Origin of the sequence: Streptoalloteichus hindustanus (assembly GCF_900129375.1) — a bacterium.
Lineage (GTDB): Bacteria > Actinomycetota > Actinomycetes > Mycobacteriales > Pseudonocardiaceae > Streptoalloteichus > Streptoalloteichus hindustanus.
The window spans coordinates 228,606-248,489 of the sequence record NZ_FQVN01000006.1 but is presented as its reverse complement, the minus strand read 5'-3'; the positions used below and the strand labels follow the sequence as shown (position 1 = coordinate 248,489).

At 72.0% G+C, this 19,884-nt stretch carries 12 protein-coding genes and 2 tRNA genes; 3 read left to right on the top strand and 11 right to left on the bottom strand.

What is annotated here, in order from left to right; all coding sequences use genetic code 11:
* Positions 1 to 6: 6 nt before the first annotated feature.
* Positions 7 to 708, top strand: a complete 702-nt coding sequence (locus BUE43_RS19905; RefSeq protein ID WP_073485410.1) for an IclR family transcriptional regulator — start codon at positions 7 to 9, stop codon at positions 706 to 708.
* A 1,818-nt stretch (positions 709 to 2,526) separates the two neighbouring features.
* On the opposite strand, the gene BUE43_RS19900 is transcribed toward BUE43_RS19905, so the two are convergent.
* The 4 genes from BUE43_RS19900 to gltX all read right to left on the bottom strand — a co-directional run bounded on the left by BUE43_RS19900 (position 2,527) and on the right by gltX (position 5,231).
* Positions 2,527 to 2,599 (bottom strand) — tRNA-Glu (locus tag BUE43_RS19900).
* 52 nt (positions 2,600 to 2,651) lie between these two features.
* Positions 2,652 to 2,723 (bottom strand) — tRNA-Gln (locus tag BUE43_RS19895).
* A 170-nt stretch (positions 2,724 to 2,893) separates the two neighbouring features.
* Positions 2,894 to 3,658: an HAD family hydrolase gene (locus tag BUE43_RS19890; RefSeq protein WP_083959855.1), complete on the bottom strand. Its 765-nt coding sequence runs from the start codon at positions 3,656 to 3,658 to the stop codon at positions 2,894 to 2,896.
* A 70-nt stretch (positions 3,659 to 3,728) separates the two neighbouring features.
* Positions 3,729 to 5,231: a glutamate--tRNA ligase gene (gene gltX / locus BUE43_RS19885; RefSeq protein WP_073485408.1), complete on the bottom strand. Its 1,503-nt coding sequence runs from the start codon at positions 5,229 to 5,231 to the stop codon at positions 3,729 to 3,731.
* Positions 5,232 to 5,329: 98 nt separating this feature from the next.
* Between gltX and BUE43_RS19880 the strand changes: the two genes are divergently transcribed.
* Positions 5,330 to 6,586 (top strand): FAD-dependent oxidoreductase, encoded by a 1,257-nt coding sequence (locus BUE43_RS19880; protein ID WP_200797602.1) that lies wholly within the window; start codon positions 5,330 to 5,332, stop codon positions 6,584 to 6,586.
* Between the two features lie 64 nt (positions 6,587 to 6,650).
* On the opposite strand, the gene BUE43_RS19875 is transcribed toward BUE43_RS19880, so the two are convergent.
* Both BUE43_RS19875 and cimA read right to left on the bottom strand, forming a co-directional pair.
* Positions 6,651 to 7,436, bottom strand: coding sequence for a fumarylacetoacetate hydrolase family protein (locus tag BUE43_RS19875; RefSeq protein ID WP_073485403.1), 786 nt, complete (start codon positions 7,434 to 7,436; stop codon positions 6,651 to 6,653).
* Between the two features lie 155 nt (positions 7,437 to 7,591).
* Entirely contained in the window at positions 7,592 to 9,214 is a 1,623-nt protein-coding gene (gene cimA / locus BUE43_RS19870) for a citramalate synthase (RefSeq protein ID WP_073485400.1), read from the bottom strand.
* Positions 9,215 to 9,631: 417 nt separating this feature from the next.
* Between cimA and BUE43_RS19865 the strand changes: the two genes are divergently transcribed.
* Positions 9,632 to 10,882, top strand: a complete 1,251-nt coding sequence (locus BUE43_RS19865) for a Tm-1-like ATP-binding domain-containing protein (RefSeq protein WP_073485398.1) — start codon at positions 9,632 to 9,634, stop codon at positions 10,880 to 10,882.
* 178 nt (positions 10,883 to 11,060) lie between these two features.
* Here the strand turns inward: BUE43_RS19865 and BUE43_RS19860 are convergent, their stop codons facing one another.
* The 5 genes from BUE43_RS19860 to ilvC all read right to left on the bottom strand — a co-directional run bounded on the left by BUE43_RS19860 (position 11,061) and on the right by ilvC (position 19,859).
* On the bottom strand, positions 11,061 to 12,107 hold the full coding sequence (locus tag BUE43_RS19860; protein ID WP_073486087.1) for a 3-isopropylmalate dehydrogenase: 1,047 nt from the start codon (positions 12,105 to 12,107) through the stop codon (positions 11,061 to 11,063).
* Between the two features lie 374 nt (positions 12,108 to 12,481).
* A complete protein-coding gene (locus BUE43_RS19855; RefSeq protein WP_073485396.1) occupies positions 12,482 to 15,919 on the bottom strand; it encodes a S8 family peptidase in 3,438 nt (1,145 codons plus the stop codon).
* 318 nt (positions 15,920 to 16,237) lie between these two features.
* Positions 16,238 to 16,696, bottom strand: a complete 459-nt coding sequence (locus BUE43_RS19850) for a hypothetical protein (protein ID WP_143174264.1) — start codon at positions 16,694 to 16,696, stop codon at positions 16,238 to 16,240.
* Positions 16,697 to 16,900: 204 nt separating this feature from the next.
* The gene (serA, locus tag BUE43_RS19845) at positions 16,901 to 18,499 is read right to left on the bottom strand and encodes a phosphoglycerate dehydrogenase (protein WP_073485394.1); all 1,599 of its coding nucleotides are present in this window, start codon (positions 18,497 to 18,499) and stop codon (positions 16,901 to 16,903) included.
* A gap of 346 nt (positions 18,500 to 18,845) precedes the next feature.
* On the bottom strand, positions 18,846 to 19,859 hold the full coding sequence (gene ilvC, locus BUE43_RS19840; protein ID WP_073485393.1) for a ketol-acid reductoisomerase: 1,014 nt from the start codon (positions 19,857 to 19,859) through the stop codon (positions 18,846 to 18,848).
* Positions 19,860 to 19,884: the final 25 nt, after the last annotated feature.

Genomic DNA, 19,884 nt, shown 5'->3' with positions numbered 1-19,884 from the left:
CGGGTCGTGGGACAGCATAGCGGTATCGGCGTGCTGGACAAGGCAGTGGCCGTCCTGCAGGCAGTGGCGAAGGATCCGTGTGGGCTGGCGGAGCTGTGCAACCGCACCGGCCTGCCGAGGGCGACCGCGCACCGGCTCGCCGTCGGCCTGGAGGTGCACCGGTTGCTCCGGCGCGGCCCGGACGGCCGGTGGCGGCCGGGCGCGGCGCTGGCCGAGTTGGCCGGCGGCGCGACGGATCCGCTGTTGGACGCGGCGGCGGCGGTGCTGCCACGGCTGCGCGACATCACCGGCGAGAGCGTCCAGCTCTACCGCCGGGACGGGATGCAACGGGTCTGCGTGGCCACGGCGGAACCGCCGAGCGGCCTCCGGGACACGGTGCCCATCGGCGCGCGGCTACCGATGACGGCGGGCTCCGGCGCGAAGGTCCTGGCGGCGTGGGCCGATCCCGGCACCCAGCGCACGGTCCTCGCCGAGGCCGTGTTCGGGGAGCGGACCCTCCTGGAGGTCCGCCGCCGCGGCTGGGCCCAGAGCGTCGCCGAACGGGAACCCGGCGTGGCCAGCGTCTCCGCCCCCGTGCGCGACAGCTCGGGCGCGGTGGTCGGCGCGGTCTCGGTGTCCGGCCCGATCGACCGCATGGGCCGGCGCCCCGGCGCCCGCTGGGCCGCCGACCTCCTGGCCGCCGCGGAGGCCCTCCAGTCCCGACTGTGACCCCACAGGCCCGACTGTGACCCCACAGGCCCCAGAAACCCCATCGGCACCAGGGAAACCACCCAACCCGAACCCCGGGCGCGCGACACCCCGCGCACCCGGGGTTTCCTTTCACCCCACCCCCACCCGAACCTCCACACCAGACGTCCCATCGGACGCCCCGAAGCACTCCGGACAGAGCAACGCCTTGCCCGCCAAGCGACCCCGGCCCCGCACCCGCACTGTCCACACGCAACAAGAAGCTGTCCGAGCAGTGAAACCGCGAGCAGCCACATCGGACCGAGTACTACGTGGACAGCACCCACGCCCCTGCCCTCAACCCGACCAGAAGCCGTTGAGAGGCCAAACACCCAAGCCGCAGCCAGCCGGAACAAGAAGTTCGAGGTAGAGCAAGGTCAGCGGCGACTGCGCCACCCAACCACCCACCCCAAGTGGACCATCGAGCAAGGTCAAGGTCACAGGTTGAACGATCACCTTGGCCGACTGCCTTACTCCGTCAGCTAACCGAACAGCAAGAGGACGCCGGCACGCTGCACCCCCACCCCGAAGTCGGTGGCAACCGTCTGAGGTCGCAGAGCCCTTTCATCCAAGCCCCAAGACAAACGGCGCGAGGAAGCACCAACCGGCCAGACACCACCGAGGCCGGACCCCTGACATGCGACAGCCAAGCGAGCTTTCGGCAGCGCCGCGAGGACAGGCGCCGACAACCTGAAGCTCAGGCGAGCTGCAGATCACCCAACCCGTACGACAGCATGGCGAAAGAGAGACGAGCAACGGCAACGAACAGGCGACGCCGCCCGCGAAGCGCATCCCCCTCAACCATGCGACAGCCAGCCGAGACGCAAGCAAGAAGCGGCATCACAGCACAGCGAAGCCCGACGCCCTCAGACCTTGTGACTGCGACGACGAAACAAGGCGCGGAGTAGGTGTTGGGTCCATCAGCACAACCAAGCCCCGCACCACTTCTCCTCGACCACACCCCCAAGTCGGCGGCAGCCGACTGAGGTGGCAGAGCCTTTCATCCAAACACCAAGACAAACGGCGTAGGGGAGCGCCCAGCAGCCAGACACCACCTAGGCCGGACACCTGCCATGCGACAACCAACCGAGGCGCAAGCAAGAAGTCATGCGCAGCACGGACGAAGCCCAGCGTCCCCAGGCCTTGTGACTCTGACAGCGAAGCAAGGCGCGGAGTAGGTGTCACCAGCGGAGCCCGGCACCACTTCTCCTCAACCACACCCCCAAGTCGGTGGCAGCTGGCTGAGGTGGCAGAGCCTTTCATCCAAACACCAGGGCAAACAGGCAAGGAGCACCGAGCAGCCAGGCGCCCGCAGGCCAGACACGCGTCGGGCGACAGCCAGGCCAAGCCACAAGGAAGAAGTTGTGTCGCAGCGCCGGCGCAGCCAGGCGCCCCCAACCTGAAGCTCAAGCAAGCAGAAGACCGCTCAAGCCTCAGACCGACCAGCACCGAGTGTCGAGGTACCGGCCGATCCACCCGAACCCGTGCGACAGCACGGTGAAAGAGAGGTAAGCGGCGGCAAGGGGCAGTGGCACGCCGGCGAAGCAAGCCCTCCTCGGCCATACGAGGGAAGCCGGGGCATCCCCAGACCTTGTGTCATGTCAGGTGAGGCGCAAGGAAAGTGCGGTGCGTAGCAGCGCCGGCGAAGCCAGGCGCCCCCACCAACCAAAGCCGAGAAAAGCCGACCGCAAGAAAGAGCCAAAAAGCGCCCAGCAGTTCGTGGGGGGCCTGGGGGGCTCGGCCCCCCAAAATAATGGCGAAAGGGGCGTGTTCCAAAGGAACACACCCCTCCCACCCCTGTAGCCCCGACGGGATTTGAACCCGCGCTACCGCCTTGAGAGGGCGGCGTCCTAGGCCGCTAGACGACGGGGCCTTGTTCTTTTGTAGTGAGGAAACCCTATCACAACCGATTTGGTTTCTCACAGCTGGGGTACCAGGACTCGAACCTAGACTAACGGAGCCAGAATCCGTCGTGCTGCCAATTACACCATACCCCACCGGCGTCGGCCATCGTCCCGGGTTTCGGTCCGCTGTCCGCCCGACGTGTAGGAATACTAGCCCACGATGGGGGCCGATGCCTAATCGACCCCCACCACCGGGCTCTAGCTGGGCAAACGGGCGGGGGTCCCGGCGTGGCCGGCGGGTGGCGGGCTGTTCACCGGATCGTTCACCGGCTCCCGACCGGGGCCGCGGGCGCCAGGTCCAGCTCGAGATCGCAGACCAGCAACTCGGGCAGCTCCGCGAGGGTCGTGATGACGGACACCCCGCTGGGCGGCGCTGTGCGCGTCGCGGCGCGGTCCAGCCACACACCGTGCAGACCGGCGTCTCGGGCGCCGACCGCGTCGAGGTCGAGCCGGTCGCCGACGTGCACCGTCTCGGCCGGGTCGACACCCAGCGCGAGGCAGGCGGTGTGGAAGATCACAGGCTCGGGCTTGGCGGTGCGGAGTTCGCCGGCGATGGCCACGTAGTCGAAGAACGGGGTGAGGCCCAGCACGGCGAGCTTGGCCCGCTGGTGGGCTCCGGACGCGTTGGTCACCGCCGCCAGGCGCAGGCCGGCGGCGCGCAGCCAGTCGAGGCAGGGCAGGGTGTCGCCGTAGAGCTGCCAGGAGCGCTCCATGGCGAACTGGCGACGGGACTCGCGTTCCGCGATCCCGGCGTCGTCCAACCGCTCGCCCAGATCGTCGTAGAAGGTGCGGGCGCGGTCCCGGCGCATGGTCTCGTAATCGACCTCGCCGGCGAGCAGGCGCGCGAAGTGGTGGGCGTTGGCGCGTTCCCACACCGGCCAGGCGTCGTCCCGGCCGGCGGCGGTCTCCAAAGCGATCCGCGCCGCCTGCCCGTAATCGACGAGGGTGTCGTCGATATCGAGGCAAACGGCGCGGATCGGGGTCGTGGTCGTTCTTTCGGGGATGTCGGTCGCCAAAGCGGATGTCACCCAGCGAGGCTAGTTGCGCACGCCTTGTGTCCGATTCGGCTGAGAAGGTGATAATCCGCCACTGGCACGGTCAAGCGCCGGCGGTCACCGACTCCAGCGCGCGCCCGAGCCGGCCGAGCGAACGGTCCCTGCCGAGCAGTTCCATCGACTCGTAGAGCGGCGGCGAGACCGTGCGGCCGGTGATCGCGACGCGCACCGGGCCGAACGCCTTGCGCGGCTTGAGCCCGAGCCCGTCGACCAGCGCGGTCCTGAGCGCCTCCTCGATCGCGGCGGTGGTCCACTCCGGAAGGTCGCGCAGCGCCTCGACCGAGGCCCGCAGCACGGGCTCCGCGTCGGCGCCGAGCGTCTTGGCCGCGGCGTCCGGCTCCGGCGCGAACGCGTCCTCGTCGGCGAACAGGAAGCCGACCATGCCCGCGGCGTCGCTCAGCACCACGCAGCGCTCCTGCACCATCGGCGCGATGGCGGCCAGCACGGCGCGCTGCTCGGCGCTGACCTCCGCCGGCAGCACGCCGGCCTCGCGCAGGTGGGGCAGCACCCGCTCGACGAACTCCTCCGCCGACAGCGCGCGCAGGTGCGCGGCGTTGATGGCCTCGGCCTTCTTCAGGTCGAACCGGGCGGGGTTCGCGCTCACCCGGCTGATGTCGAAGGCCTCGGTCATCTCCGCCATGGTGAAGACGTCCCGGTCGTCGGCGATCGACCAGCCCAGCAGGGCGAGGTAGTTGAGCAGGCCCTCGGGCAGGAACCCGCGCTCGCGGTAGAGGAACAGGTTGGACTGCGGGTCCCGCTTGGACAGCTTCTTGTTGCCCTCGCCCATCACGTAGGGCATGTGTCCGAAGTGGGGGGTGAACTCGGCGACCCCGACCCGCCGCAGCGCCTCGTAGAGCGCGATCTGGCGGGGGGTGGAGGGGAGCAGGTCCTCACCCCGCAGCACGTGGGTGATCCGCATGAGCGCGTCGTCGACCGGGTTCACCAGCGTGTAGAGCGGCTCGCCGTTGGCGCGGACGAGCACCGGGTCCGGCACGCTGCCCGCCCGGAAGGTGATCTCGCCGCGGACGAGGTCGGTGAACGTGATGTCGTGGTCGGGCATGCGCAGCCGCAGGACGGGCTCGCGGCCCTCCGCGCGGAAGGCGGCCTTCTGCTCGTCGGTGTGGGTGCGGTCGAAGTTGTCGTAGCCGAGCTTGGGGTCGCGGCCGGCGGCGCGGTGGCGCGCCTCGACCTCCTCCGGGGTGGAGAAGGACTCGTAGACCTCGCCGGCCTCGACCAGCTTGGCCACCACGTCGGCGTAGATCTCCCGGCGCTGGCTCTGTCGGTACGGCTCGTACGGGCCGCCGACCTCGGGCCCCTCGTCCCAGTCCATGCCGAGCCACCGCAGCGCGTCGAGCAGCGCGGCGTAGGACTCCTCGGAGTCCCTGGCGGCGTCCGTGTCCTCGATGCGGAAGACGAAGTCGCCACCGACGTGGCGGGCGTGGGCCCAGTTGAACAGGGCGGTGCGGATCAGTCCGACATGCGGCGTCCCGGTCGGCGACGGGCAGAAGCGGACCCGGACCTTGGTGGTGGCGTCTGGCGTGCTCATGGCCCGATCAGCCTATCCGCCCCGCCGGGGCTTGACCGAGTCGCGGTCCGGGAGCATCCTGAGGTTATTCAACCAGCGTTGAAAAGAAGGTGATGGCCATGTCGTCGACGGAGCGGACCAGGGTCTGCGTGGTGGGCGGCGGACCGGCCGGGATGGTGCTGGGCCTGCTGCTCGCCAGGGGCGGGATCGACGTCGTGGTGCTGGAGAAGCACGGCGACTTCCTGCGGGACTTCCGGGGCGACACGGTGCACTCCTCGACCCTCACCCTGCTCGACGAGCTGGGGTTGGGCGAGGCGTTCGCCCGCGTCCCGCACCGCCTGGTCGACCAGTTGGGGGTCATCCTCGACAGCGGGCCGGTCCGACTGGGTGACATGCGGCGACTGCCCGGACCGCACAAGCACATCGCGTTCGTGCCGCAGTGGGACTTCCTGGACCTGCTCGCCAGGGCGGGCGCCGAGGAGCCGTGCTTCACGCTGCGGATGCGCACCGAGGCCACCGGTCTGGTGCGGGAGGGCGGACGGGTCGCCGGCGTGCGGTACCGCACGGAGGAGGGTGAGACCGGCGAGCTGCGGGCCGACCTGGTGGTCGCCTGCGACGGCCGGTCCTCGGTGCTGCGCGCCGCGGCGGGCCTGCGGGCCAGGGAGTTCGGCGTGCCGATGGACGTGTGGTGGTTCCGCCTGCCCCGGCACGAGGGCAACATCGCCGGGGCCGGCGGCCGCTTCGGCGGCGGCCGCGCCCTCGTGCTCATCGACCGCGGCGAGTACTACCAGTGCGCCTTCCTGATCAGGAAGGGCACCGACGCCGCGCTCAGGGCGCGGGGCATCGAGTCGTTCCGCCAGGGGCTGGCCGACCTCATCCCGTGGCTGGCCGACCGGGTCGACCACGTGCGGTCGTGGGACGACGTGAAGCTGCTCGACGTGCGGCTCGACCGCCTGCCCCGGTGGCACACCGACGGCCTGCTGTGCGTCGGCGACGCCGCGCACGCGATGTCACCCATCGGTGGGGTGGGTATCAACCTGGCGGTGCAGGACGCGGTGGCGGCGGCCCGGCTGCTCGCCGAGCCGCTGCGGCGCGGACGGGTCACCGGACGGGACCTCGCGAAGGTCCAACTGCGGCGCTGGCTGCCCACCGCGGTGACCCAGACCGTCCAGCGCCTGATCCACAGGGGACTGCTCGACCGGGCGCTGAGCGGTCGGATCAGCGTCGTCAACCGAACGCGCCCACCCCGCGTTGTCCGCCTCCTGCAACGTTTCCCGCGTCTGCAGGTCGTCCCGGCCTACCTGTTCGGCGTCGGGCTGCTGCCCGAGCACGCGCCGGACTTCGCACGCCGGACACCGGCATCGGCCCCGCGGTAGCGCGAGGGGCGGAAACGACGGTCCCCCGGCACGCGGGATGCGTGCCGGGGGACCGTTCGCGGTGTCAGGAGCGCCGGCCGACCGGGTTGCTGAGGGTGCCGATGCCCTCGACGGTGACCGACACCGTCTGGCCGGGCCGGACCGGTCCCACGCCCGCCGGGGTGCCGGTGAGGATGACGTCGCCAGGCAGCAGGGTCATCACCGAGGACACCCACTCGATCAGCTTCGGCACGTCGTGGATCAGCTGCGAGGTGCGGGAGTCCTGGCGCACCTGGCCGTCCAGCTCGGTGCGGATGGCCAGGTCCGCCGGGTCGACCGTGGTGTCGATCCACGGCCCCAGCGGGCAGAACGTGTCGTAGCCCTTGGCCCTGGCCCACTGGCCGTCGGCCTTCTGCTGGTCACGCGCGGTCACGTCGTTGGCGATGGTGTAGCCCAGCACCATCTGGGCCGCGCGCTCGGCGGGGACGTCCCGGCACGGGCGGCCGATGACCACGGCGAGCTCGCCCTCGTAGTCCACGCGCTCGGAGTTCGCCGGCAGTCTGATCTCGGCGTTCGGGCCGACCACCGCCGTGGGCGGCTTGAGGAAGATCACCGGGTCGGCCGGGGCCGGACCCCCCATCTCCTCGGCGTGCTCGGCGTAGTTCTTGCCGACGCAGACCACCTTCGACGGCAGGATCGGGGCGAGCAGCCGGACGTCGGCCAGCTTCCACGCCCGCCCGGTGAACGTCACCGTCCCGAACGGGTGCTCGTCGATCTCCGAGGCGACCAGGTCGTCCAGCGCGGCGCCGGGCTCGCCTTGGACGGCCGCGAACGCGATGCCTTCGGGGTGGACGATGCGGGCGATGCGCACGGACGCTCCTGTCGTCGGGTCGGAGGGGACGGCGGCAACGGTAACCCAGCGCCGGACCCGGTCGCCGCGAACGCCCGCCCCGCCGGGTGACCCGCCGGCCCCGCGCCGTCGAACCGGGGCCGGTGGCCCCGGTGACCGCGCCCCGGACCGACGACTCAGCCCACCGGCTCCCGCACGGACAGCGCCTTGTGCACGAGGGCGTCGCAGAGGGCGAGCCAGCTCGCCTCGACGATGTTGCCGTGGACGCCGACGGTGGTCCACTCCCGCTCGCCGTCGCTGGACTGCACCAGCACCCTGGTCACCGCGTCCGTTCCCGGGTGCTCAACCAGGATGCGGACCTTGTAGTCGGCCAGCTCGACGCTCGACAGCCACGGCAGCGCCGGCTCCAACGCCTTGCGCAGCGCCGCGTCCAGCGCGTGCACCGGGCCGTTGCCCTCGGCGGTGGCGATCACCCGCTCCCCCGCGACGAGCACCCGCACGGTGGCCTCGGAGACCACCTCGCCGTCGGCGCGGTGGTCGAGCACGACGCGGTAGGACTCCAGCGCGAACGGGGCCTCGGTCTCGGCCTCGTCGATCTCCCTGCGCAGCAACAGCTCCAGCGACGCGTCGGCGGCCTCGAACGACCAGCCCCGCGCCTCCAGCTCCTTGACCCTGCGCACGGCGCGCCCCAGCGCGTCGTGCCGACCGGCCAGGTCCAGCCCGAGCTCACGCCCCTTCAGCTCCAGGCTGGCCCGGCCGGCCATCTCGGTGACGAGCACCCGCATCCCGTTGCCGACGGTGGCCGGATCGACGTGGTTGTACAGCTCCGGGTCCACCTTGATCGCGCTCGCGTGCAGCCCCGCCTTGTGGGCGAAGGCCGACGACCCGACGTAGGCCTGGTGGGTGTCGGGCGCGAGGTTCGCGATCTCGGCGAGGGCGTGCGAGACGCGGGTGAGTTCGGGCAGCGCCGCCGCGGGCAGCACCGGCATGTCGAGCTTGGTCACCAGGTTGCCGACGACGGCGAACAGGTCGGCGTTGCCGGTCCGCTCGCCGTAGCCGTTCGCGGTGCACTGCACGTGGGTGGCGCCGGCCTGCACGGCTGCCACGGTGTTCGCCACCGCGCAGGCCGTGTCGTCCTGGCAGTGGATGCCGACGCGGAACCCGGTGCGGGCGACCACCTCGGCCACGGTCTCGGCGAGCTGCAGCGGGAGCTGGCCGCCGTTGGTGTCGCACAGCACGACGACGTCCGCGCCGGCGTCCACAGCGGACTGCAGCACCCGCAGCGCGCAGTCGGGGTCGTGGGCGTAGCCGTCGAAGAAGTGCTCGGCGTCGAGGAAGACGCGGCGGCCCTCCCCCACCAGGAACCGGACGGTGTCGAACACCATGGCTGCGGCCTCGGCGACGTCGGTGCGCAGCGCGCGTTCGATGTGCCGGCGGTCCGACTTCGCCACCAGGGTCACCACGGGCGCCTGGGAGTCGAGCAGCGCCCGCACCTGCGGGTCGTCGGCGGCGGCGACGCCGGCCCTGCGGGTGGCGCCGAAGGCCACCAGCGCCGCGTGCCGCAGCTCCAGCTCACCGGCGGCGGCGCGGGCGAAGAACTCGGTGTCCTTGGGCAGCGCCCCCGGCCAGCCGCCCTCGATGAAGCCGACGCCCAGGGAGTCCAGCAGCCGGGCCACGGCCAGCTTGTCGGTCGCCGAGTAGGAGATGCCCTCGCGCTGCGCGCCGTCCCTGAGGGTCGTGTCGTAGACGTGGAACGAGTCGCCGAGCGGGGTGCCGGTGGGGGCGGTGGGCCGGTTCACGGTGGTCTCCCTGGAACGGTCGGGGCGGTCTGGGAGGACGGGACTGCGGAACGGAAGTGCTGGAGCGGGAAAACAAAAAGACCCCCCGCGGATGCGAGAGGTCTGCGCGCCGGGTGCTGCGGGACGAACGCCCCGAGGCACTTACCCGGCGCGCCAGCAAATGATGATCACGCTGGAGCGAGCCACGCCCCGATGCTGCCACAGCCCTCCCGCGCGTACCAATTCACGGACGGGTGATCCCAGGTACTGGAACAACGGGCGGGCCACCGCCGGGTGACGCACCGACCTGCCGCTCCGCGCCGGCGATCGCGCAGCGTGGTCAACGGCCGGCGATTTCCACCCCTGAGGAGGCTGGGCGGGGTGCTTGGGGCTCGGCAGCCTGTGGCCGATGTGGTGGGTGGGACCGGAGGACTGAGAATGACGACTGTTGTGCTCGTGGGGACCCTGGACACCAAGGGGTCCGAGTTCGGCTGGCTCGCGGAGCGCGTCCGCGCGGCGGGCTGCCAGACCGTGTTGGTCGACACCGGAGTGCTGGGCACACCCGCAGTGCCCGCTGACATCGACCGCGCCGAGGTCGCCGCGGCGGCCGGACACGACCTGGGCGCGCTCCGCGCGCACGGCGACCGGAACACAGCGGTGAGAGCGATGGCGGAGGGCGCGGCCGAGGTGCTGCGCCGGCTGCACGGCGAAGGCCGTCTGCACGCCGCTCTCTCCCTGGGCGGCTCCTGCGGCTCGGTCATCGCCAGCAGGGCGATGCGCGCGCTGCCGGTCGGCGTGCCCAAGCTCCTCGTCTCGACGATGGCGGCCGGCGACTGCGCGCCGTTCGTCGGCTCGACGGACATGACGCTCATGCACAGCGTGCTGGACATCGCCGGGATCAACCGGTTCTCCGAACGCATCCTCGGCAACGCCGCGAGCGCCGCGGCCAGCATGGCGATCGCCTACCGGGCGGCGCAGGGCGCGCCGGACGAGCACCGGCGCCCGCTCGTGGCCACCACGATGTTCGGCGTCACCACCCCCGGCGTCACCGCCGCCCGCCGCCGGCTGGAGGAGCTCGGCTACGAGGTCCTCGTGTTCCACGCCAACGGCGCCGGCGGCCGGGCGCTGGAGGAGCTGGCCGGCAGCGGGGTGCTGACCGGCGTCCTGGACCTGACCACCACCGAGCTCGCCGACGACCTGATGGGCGGGGTGCTGTCGGCGGGCCCCCGGCGGCTGGAGGCCGCGGGTCGGGCGGGCCTGCCGCAGGTGGTGAGCCTGGGCGCCCTCGACATGGTGAACTTCGGGGCCAGGCCGACCGTGCCGGAGCACCTGCGGCACCGCACGATCCACGAGCACAACCCGACCGTCACGGTGGTGCGGCTGACCGCGGCCGAGCTGGCCGAGCTGGGTCGGCGGGTCGCGGCGAAGCTGGTGGCGGCCAGGGGGCCGGTCAGCGTGCTCGTCCCCCTGGGCGGCCTGTCCGCCTACGACGCGCCGGGACAGCCCTTCCACGACCCGCTGGCGGACCGCGCGCTCGTCGAGGCGCTGCGGGCCGGGGTGGCGGGCTCGCACGTGGAGCTCCGCGAGATCGACGCGCACATCAACGACGAGCGGTTCGGACACGCCGCCGCCGAGCACCTGCACCACGTGCTCGCCACGGCCCCGGCCCGCCGCCCCCTCGCCGGTTGACGGCCGTCGTGGGTCGTCGCCAGCGTCGCCGCGGTGATCCTGGCGGCGACCCACGACACCGCGGGACGACGCCGGGACCGACTTCGGGAGTCGTCGGGTGGTTTTCCCGGCCCGGAACCGAAAAGGCCCCCGACCGCGTGGTCGGGGGCCTCTCGGACCGTCCGGGTCGCCTCGGGCGTCAGACCTCGGCGCGGTGGTGGGTGTTGGAGGAGACCAGCGCGGCCAGCCGGTCGCCGATCGCGTAGGTCGCGCCCGGCGCCGAGTGGTCCCTGGTGGCCAGGTCGAACGCCACCGCCGCCTCGATCCGGCGCGCCGCCTCCTGCTCGCCCAGGTGGTCCAGCAGCAGCGCCACCGACAGCACGGCCGCCGTCGGGTCGGCCACGCCCTGACCCGCGATGTCCGGGGCGCTGCCGTGCACCGGCTCGAACATGCTCGGGTTCCGCCGCGTCACGTCCAGGTTGCCCGAGGCCGCCAGGCCGATGCCACCGGTCACCGCGGCCGCCAGGTCCGTGATGATGTCGCCGAACAGGTTGTCGGTGACGATCACGTCGAACCGGCCGGGGTCGGTGACCATGTGGATGGTCGTCGCGTCCACGTGCTGGTAGGCGACCGTCACGTCGGGGTACTGCAACGACACCTCCTCGACCACCCGCGACCACAACGAGCCCGCGTGCGCGAGGACGTTGGTCTTGTGCACCAGCGTCAGGTGTCGGCGCGGGCGGCCCTGCGCCCGCTGGAACGCGTCGCGCACCACCCGCTCCACGCCGAACGAGGTGTTGATGCTGACCTCGGTCGCGATCTCGTGCGGGGTGTCCTTGCGCAGCAGGCCGCCGTTGCCCGCGTACAGGCCCTCGGTGCCCTCGCGCACCACCAGCATGTCGATCTCCGGTGGGTCGGCGATCGGGCTGCGCACGCCCGGGTAGAGCCGCGCCGGGCGCAGGTTCACGTGGTGGTCCAGCTCGAAGCGCAGGCGCAGCAGCAGCCCGCGCTCCAGGATTCCGCTGGGCACCGAGGGATCGCCCACCGCGCCCAGCAGGATCGCGTCGTGCTGGCGCAGTTCGCCCAGCACCGACTCCGGCAGCAACTCCCCGGTGGCGTGCCACCGCGCCGCGCCGAGGTCGTAGCGGGTGATCTCCGCATCGGGCACGACCTCACCGAGCACCTTGAGCGCCTCGGCGATCACCTCGGGTCCAATCCCGTCACCTGGGATCACCGCGAGCCGCATCGACACACCTCCCGGGTTGTAGGTCCCACCCATCGGAACCCATCCACTTGCGCGAAGGCTACCCGCCGCCGCGTCGCTATCCGCAGCGCGGACACGCCTCCGCACTGATCTATCCCGTTCTGCGGGACACCCGTTCGGGTGATGCCGCGTCGGGTCCGCCGTCACCGTCCACGCTGGGCCGGCTGGCGCGGCGCGAGACGGCGCGAACGGTCGGAATGCGCATTCTGCCCGGCGCCGCAAGGCAAAGCGCCCCCGGGGTCCAACTTGTACCGACACCGGCCACCGGTGGGGGCCGGCGCCCGGCCGGAGAAGGCCGGTGCCCGGGCCGGCGGTCAGCCGACCCGGGCACCGGTACCCGCCAGGACTCCTCGACGTCAGGAGGAGTGACGGCCCTCCCCTGGCCCGCCGCGCAGGTCCAGATCCGCCCAGGTGCGCGAGCCGTCCACCGACACGAGCTGGGCCCGCTCGCCGCTCGCGTTGTGGTGGTGCAGCACGAGCAGCTTGTCCACCCGGTCCATCGCCAGGGCGCCCGCGTCGCGGTTGACGACGAGCGCGGTGGCCGGCTTGGCCACGTAGGACAGCGCGGCGTCGCCGCCGCCCTGCGCCCACAGGCCCGGCTTGAGCGGGTCGAACGACATCGGCTTGGCGATCTGGTCAATCACCCCGTCCTTGTCGCCCGGTCCGGTGTAGAACCCGGACACCCCGACCGTGTAGTTCAGGCGCGCCGTCGCGGCGTTCGGGTCGATGCCCAGCGCCTTGAGCGTCACCGGTAGCACGATCACGTTGCTGTCGAAGACGTTCGTGTCGACGTCGCCGAACTGCCCGTTGACCGGTTGCAGGTCAACGGACTGGAAACCGCCGTTGGGCAACGGCTTGTTGAGGTCCACCGTGGACGCGACGAGCACGTCGGTGCCGCTCGGCCTCGTCACGAAGGTCTCGAAGTCGGGCTTGCCGTCGCCGTTCACGTCGATGTCCACGTAGGGAACCGTGTTCGAGCCGACGTTGTACCAGTTGCCCCACGTCGCGATGCCGAACGCCACCTGGGCCTGGTCCAGCTTGCCCTGGGCCTTGGCCAGCGGCGCGGTCGAGGTGGCGCCGACGTAGCGCAGGTCGCCGCCCTTGGCCGTCTCGTTGGGCGTGCAGTCGCTGGTGACCTTCTTGCCGCACTGCGGGAGCTGCGGCGAGCTGCCCTGCAACTCGAAGACGCTCACCAGCGAGCGGTACGCCGAGGAACCCTGGCCCTGCTCCACGCCGCGGCCCTTGAGGTTCAGCACCGCCTGCGAGTCGCCCCGGTTGAACCTGATCCTGTCGGTGGCGCTGATCTTGGCCACCGGCTTGGGCGCGGCGTAGACCGGAACGCGCAGCGGCGTGCCGGAGCCGTTCTTCGGCGTCAGCACCAGCCGGCCCGACGCGTCGGCCAGGAACTGCCGGGCCACGTTGAGCTGGGTCGTCTGGACGGTCGGGTCGACCGTCCTGCGCAGCGCCGCCGGGTCGTCGATCCGCAGCGTCAGCTTGATCTTCGCGACGCCCCGCGGGCTGAGCCGGATGCTGCTCGTGGAGACCTCGTAGCGCACCCCGGGGATCTGGGTGGCCGCCTGGAAGCTCGGCGACAGCTCGACCGCGTTGACGCCCTTGTTCACGATCTTCACGGTCTTGCTGATCTGGGTCTTCCCCGAGACCTCGACGGTGCCGAACGAGACGCTCACCGCGCCCGGGTCGTCCTCGACCATCGCCAGCACCTGGTTGTCCAGCGCGGACTTCGCGTCGATCCGCCCGGCGCCCACGCGGTTCGGCGCGAGCACCGAGCCGTTCGGACCGGTGCGGACGTCGGCGCCCGCGGTGTTCATCACCGCGGCCTTGACCTCCTCCGGCGTCCAGTCCGGGTGCGCCTGCCGCACCAGGGCGGCGATGCCGGAGGTGTGCGGCGCGGCCATCGAGGTGCCGCTGATCACCAGCGTCCCGTTGCCGCTGCCGACGAGGGCCGACGCGATCGTGTCGCCGGGCGCCGCGACGTCCGGCTTGACGACCTTCTGGTGCACGCCCCGCGAGGTGAAGGTGCTGGGCGTGTCGGAGATCTCCGGCGCGTGCGTCTTCACGCTCGTGCGGAGGTCGCCGGCCATGCGGACCTGGAGCGAACCGGCCTCCAGCGCCGGGCGCACCGCCTTGGTGGCGGAGCCGGTGAACTGGAACACCGGGAGGTCCTTGTTGCCACCGATGCCCGCGTTGAAGTTCTCCACCGAGGACGAGAAGATCGCGCCCACCGCGCCGGCGGCGCGCGCGTTGTCCGCCCGGACCCCGGAACCACAACGCCGGCTGGCGTCGTTGTCGTCCCACTCCAACCAGACGAACCGGTTCAGCACCGCCACCTTGTCGGCGCTGGAGAACGGACGGCAACCGTCCTTGTTGGACTCCTCCGTCAACGCGACCACGGGCTTGGTGCGCTCGAGGCCGGCGTAGTCGGCGTAGTTCTGGCTGTACTGCCCGGCCTTCACGCCGGCGACGCCACCGGGGGCGACGACCTCGGCGCCGTCCCGCAGGACGAACGAGTCCCTGGTGCTCGCCACGGTCAGCGCCTCCGGCGTGCTGCCCGGCGAGCCGCCCACGTCGTACAGGTCACCGCCGTTGCCGGCGGAGATGACCGGGAGCACGCCGTTCTTGACCAGCTTGCGCACGAACAGGCTGTCCGGGTCGTCCGGGGCGCCGTAGTCCTGGCCCAGCGACAGGTTCACGACGTCCAGGCGGTCGCTGAAGTCGCCGTCGCCGTCCGGGTCGAGCGCCCAGTCCAGCGCCTGGCCGGTGAGGTTGGTCGAACCGGTGCAGCCGAACACCTTGATGCCGTACAGCAGGGCCTTGGGCGCGGTGCCCGGGCCGATCCGCATCTCGTTGAGCTGCTTGTCGTCGAGCTTGCCGTAGTCGCCCCGGAAGGTGCTGCCGTCGGCGTTGACGCCGAAACCGGCCGCCGTGCCGGCCACGTGCGTGCCGTGGCTGTGGCAGTCCATCGGGTTGGGGTCGGGCTTGGGCACCATGGCCTCGGGCCCGCTCTTGCCGCTGCCGTCGTAGGCGTCGCCGGCGAGGTCGACGCCGCCGACCACCTTCGCGGTGGGGAAGAACGACGGGTCGACCTTGGTGCGGTCGATCGCGTCGTAGGCGGCCTTGGTGCCCGGCCCGCCGAACATCGCGTGGGTGTAGTCGATCCCGGTGTCGATGATGCCGACCCGGACCCCGTCGCCCAGCCGGCCGGTCTGCTGCCAGGCGGCCAGGGTCCTGGTGAGCTGGACGGCGTTGGCGTTGCCCGGCTCCTTCGGCACGACCGCGTGCACCGCCCTGACCTCGGGCAGCTCGGCCAGCTCCCGCACCTTGTCCGCGTTGGCCGTGACGACCACGCCGGGGACGGCGTTGCTGGTGCGGTAGGTCTCCTTGGCCGCGGAGTCCTTGGCCCGCAGGGTGTCGACCACCTTCTCGGCGGCCTGCTGGGTGTCCTGCTTGGCTTCCCTGGCGGCCTGCTTGGCCTGTTCCTTGTCGGAGCCCTGCTTCTCGGTGAACGCGTCGACGGCCGGCTTCTTCTCCAGCTCCACGAAGGCCGTCACGCTGCCCCGCGCGTCGGCCAACCGGGGCTTGATCTTGTCCTGGAGCGCCCTGGCCGGCAGGCCGCCGGCACCGGGCACCGACGGGGCGAGATCGCCCCGGTCGTCCTGACCGCTCGCCACGCCGGCGCCGGCCACCCCGGTCGCCAGCACCGCGGCGAACAACACCGCGGCCGAGCGCGCCGCGACCCGGCGGACGCCGTGCCCCGGTCCTCGGGTTCGACTCACTGCTGCCCTCACTACGGGGCCGTCTCCGACCATGCCCACCGGTCCGCTCGTCGCGAACCGGCACGCGCTCCCCCACGGCCGGCGGATCGCACCACACCAGGGCAGCGCCGGCGTGGTGCCGAGCCCTCCGCGGCACCTGGTCCGGCCTCGTGAACGCCGAACCTAACGCGGCTCACCCCACCGTGTACTGCTCCATTGGGGTGATCACACCGGCTTGACAGCGAAGTTGGACACGGGGCGTGGCCTGGTGGGGCCGGTTCCGCCCGGGCGACCGGAACGGGTCATGGTCCGGATTGCTCTGTTCGGGGAGTTCGTGGCTCAGAGTCCCCAGCCGTCCGGCCGGGCCGAGACCCGGCCCAACCACCACGCGATGACCACCAACATCCCCGCCACCGAGCCGAGGTACGGCACACCGGTGGTGTTGATCAACGTCGCGCCGCGCACCGCGAGCAGCTGCCACGCCGCGCCCAGCAGGGCCAGCCCGGTCAGCGAACGCCACCGGTCCGGCCGGGCCACGACGAACGGCGGCAGCGCCGACACCACGGAGTGCGCGACGAAGCCGAAGCGGAAGTAGCCGCGCTGGAGGGACTTCCACCACGTGGGGTCGGGGTCGACCCGGCCGGCCAGGTGCTCGGCCCGGAACTCCAGGAAGGACTCGCCCGGCCACCACGGCAGGACGTACAGCCCCAGCAACGTCACCACCGCGGCCACCGCCGCCAGCCACCGGGCGGCGAGGAGCCCGCCCGACGTGTCGTCCGGCCCCTCCCCCACACCCATGATCACCGAAGTTAGGGCACGCCGGCCCGTCCTCGCGTGCGCCGAACGGCTGTCACGCGTCCGGTCCGGCCGTTCTCAGGCGGTGCCGCGAAGTGCCCGGGCGACGCGAACTTCCGCCTGGTAACAGGAAAACGCCGTCGGCGACGGCCTGGCGGCGGGCCGGCGGGCAAGATCGCGCCGCCACCGGCCCACCGCCAGCAGCGGTCACTCGAACGCGAGGTCGCGCACCGTGCGCGCGCCGATCGCGGCGCCGATCGGCTCCAGCACCCCGGCGGCCACCGGCCGGTCCACCCGAAGCAGCATGATCGCCTCGGCCCGGTCGGTCGTCTGGCTGATCTGCGCCGCCTCGACGTTCACCCCGGCCTCGCCGAGCAGCGTGCCCACGGTGCCCATCACCGCCGGGCGCTCCGGGTAGACCAGCAGCAGCACGTGCCCCTCGGCCCGCAGGTCGAAGTGCCGGCCGTTGATCTCCACCAGCTTCTCGACCTGGCGGGGGCCGGTGAGGGTGCCCGACACGCTGACCGTCGCGCCGTCGGCCAGCACCGCGCGCAGCGTCACCACGCTGCGGTGGTCGGCGCTCTCCGACTCCTTGCGCAGCTCGACCTTCACCCCCAGGTCCTCGGCCAGCCGCGGCGCGTTGACGAAGGTGACCTGGTTCTCCACCACGCCGGAGAAGACGCCCCGCAACGCGGCGAGCGGCAGGACCGTGACGTCCTCGTGCGACAGCTCGCCCCGAGCCTCCACGGTCACCGCGGCCGGCGGCTTGCTGGTCAGCGCGGCCAGCACCGTGCCCAGCTTCTGGGTCAGCGGCAGGAACGGCCGGACCTCCTCGTTGACGACGCCGCCGCTCTGCACGTTGACCGCGTCCGGCACGAAGTCGCCGCGCAGCGCCAGCAGCACCGAGCGGGCGACGTCGGTGCCCGCCCGGTCCTGCGCCTCGGCCGTCGACGCGCCCAGGTGCGGCGTGACGACCACGTTGGGCAGGCCGAACAGCGGGCTGTCGGTGCACGGCTCGGTGACGAACACGTCGACGCCGGCCCCGCCCACGTGGCCCCCGCGCACCGCCTCGGCCAGCGCGGCCTCGTCGACCAGGCCACCGCGGGCGGCGTTGACGATCAGCACGCCCTTCTTGCACCGGGCGAGCTGCTCGGCGCCGATGAGGCCGAGCGTCTCCGGCGTCTTCGGCAGGTGGATGGAGATCGCGTCCGCGCGCTCCAGCAGCTCGTCCAGGCTCACCAGCTCGATACCGAGCTGCGCGGCCCGCGCGGCCGACACGTACGGGTCGTAGGCGATGACCGTGGTGCCGAAGGCCGCGATGCGCTGCGCGAAGAGCTGGCCGATCTTGCCGAGGCCGACCACGCCCACGGTCTTGCCGTTCAGCTCGACGCCGGTGTAGGCGCTGCGCTTCCACTCGCCGGCCCGGAGGCTGGCGTCGGCGGCCGGGACCCGGCGCGCGACCGCGAGCAGCAGCGCCAGCGCGTGCTCGGCGGCGGAGACGATGTTGGAGGTGGGCGCGTTGACCACCATCACGCCGCGCTCGGTGGCGGCGGGCACCTCGACGTTGTCCAGGCCCACGCCCGCCCTGGCCACGACCTTGAGCCGCTTGCCGGCGCCGAGCGCCTCGGCGTCCACCCGGGTGGCCGAGCGGACGAGCAGGGCGTCGGCGTCGGCGATCGCGGTCAGCAGGGCCGGTCGGTCGGTGCCGTCGACATGACGGACCTCGACCTCGTCGCCGAACACCGAGAGCACCGACGGCGCGAGCTTCTCGGCGATGAGGACGACGGGGCGGCTGGAGTTGGTCACGGGTTCGCTCCTGGATCAGGCGATGCGTGCGCTCGGGTGCGGGCCTCCCGGACGTGTCCCACCGGGCTCCGGCGGGTTCGGGCGCGGGTGACTCCGCGGCACACAGGGGTACCGCGCTGTGCCCCGGCGTGAGGCCGTGAGTGTATCCACCGCGAGAACTCCGTTTCCCACCAGGCACGTCCCACGTTTCGTGACAGCCGTCCCACTCTCTGCGACACCAGTCGACGGGCGGCGAACGGCGGCCAGTCGACGGGCGGCCAGTCGGCCCCAGCCGGACGCGGGCGGGCGCGCCGCGAACGCGAAGGGGGCCGACGGCGCACCGTCGACCCCCCTGACGCGATCCGGCTCAGGCCGTCTCGGTGATCGGCCGGTCCACCCAGGACATCAGGCCGCGCAGCCGCTTCCCGACCTCCTCGATGCCGTGCGCCGCCAGCTCCTCGCGGTGCCGGGTGAAGTTCTCTCGGCCGGAGTCCATCTCGGCCACCAGCTGCCTGGCGAACGAGCCGTCCTGGATCTCGCCGAGGATCCGGCGCATCTCCTCCTTGACCCGCTCGTCGACGACGCGCCGGCCGCGGGTGTAGCCGCCGTACTCGGCGGTGTCGGAGACCGAGTAGAACATCCGCGCGATGCCGCCCTCGTACATGAGGTCGACGATCAGCTTCAGCTCGTGCAGGCACTCGAAGTAGGCCACCTCGGGCGTGTAGCCGGCCTCGGTCAGCACCTCGTACCCGGCCTGCACCAACGCGGAGGCGCCGCCGCAGAGCACCGCCTGCTCGCCGAACAGGTCGGTCTCGGTCTCCTCCTTGAAGGTGGTGCGGATGACGCCGGCGCGGGTGCCGCCGATCGCCTTGGCGTAGGACAGGGCCAGCGCCTGCGCCTTGCCGCTGGCGTCCTGCTCCACCGCGATCAGGCAGGGCACGCCCTTGCCGTCGACGAACTGGCGGCGCACCAGGTGGCCGGGGCCCTTCGGGGCGACCATGGCCACGTCCACGCCGGCCGGCGGCTGGATCAGGCCGAAGCGGATCGCCAGGCCGTGCCCGAAGAACAGGGCGTCGCCGTCCTTGAGGTTCGGCGCGACGTCCTGCGCGAACAGGTCGCGCTGCTTGTGGTCCGGCGCCAGGATCATGATCAGGTCGGCCTCGGCGGCGGCCTCGGCCGGGGTGACCACCCGCAGGCCCTCCTCCTCCGCCTTCGGCCGCGACTTCGAGCCCTCCGGCAGGCCGATCCGGACGTCGACGCCGGAGTCCCGCAGGCTCAGCGCGTGCGCGTGGCCCTGGCTGCCGTAGCCGATCACGGCCACCGTGCGGCCCTGGATGATCGACAGGTCGGCGTCGTCGTCGTAGAAGATTTCGGCAGGCATGGGGTTGTGCTCTCTTCTCTCTGCT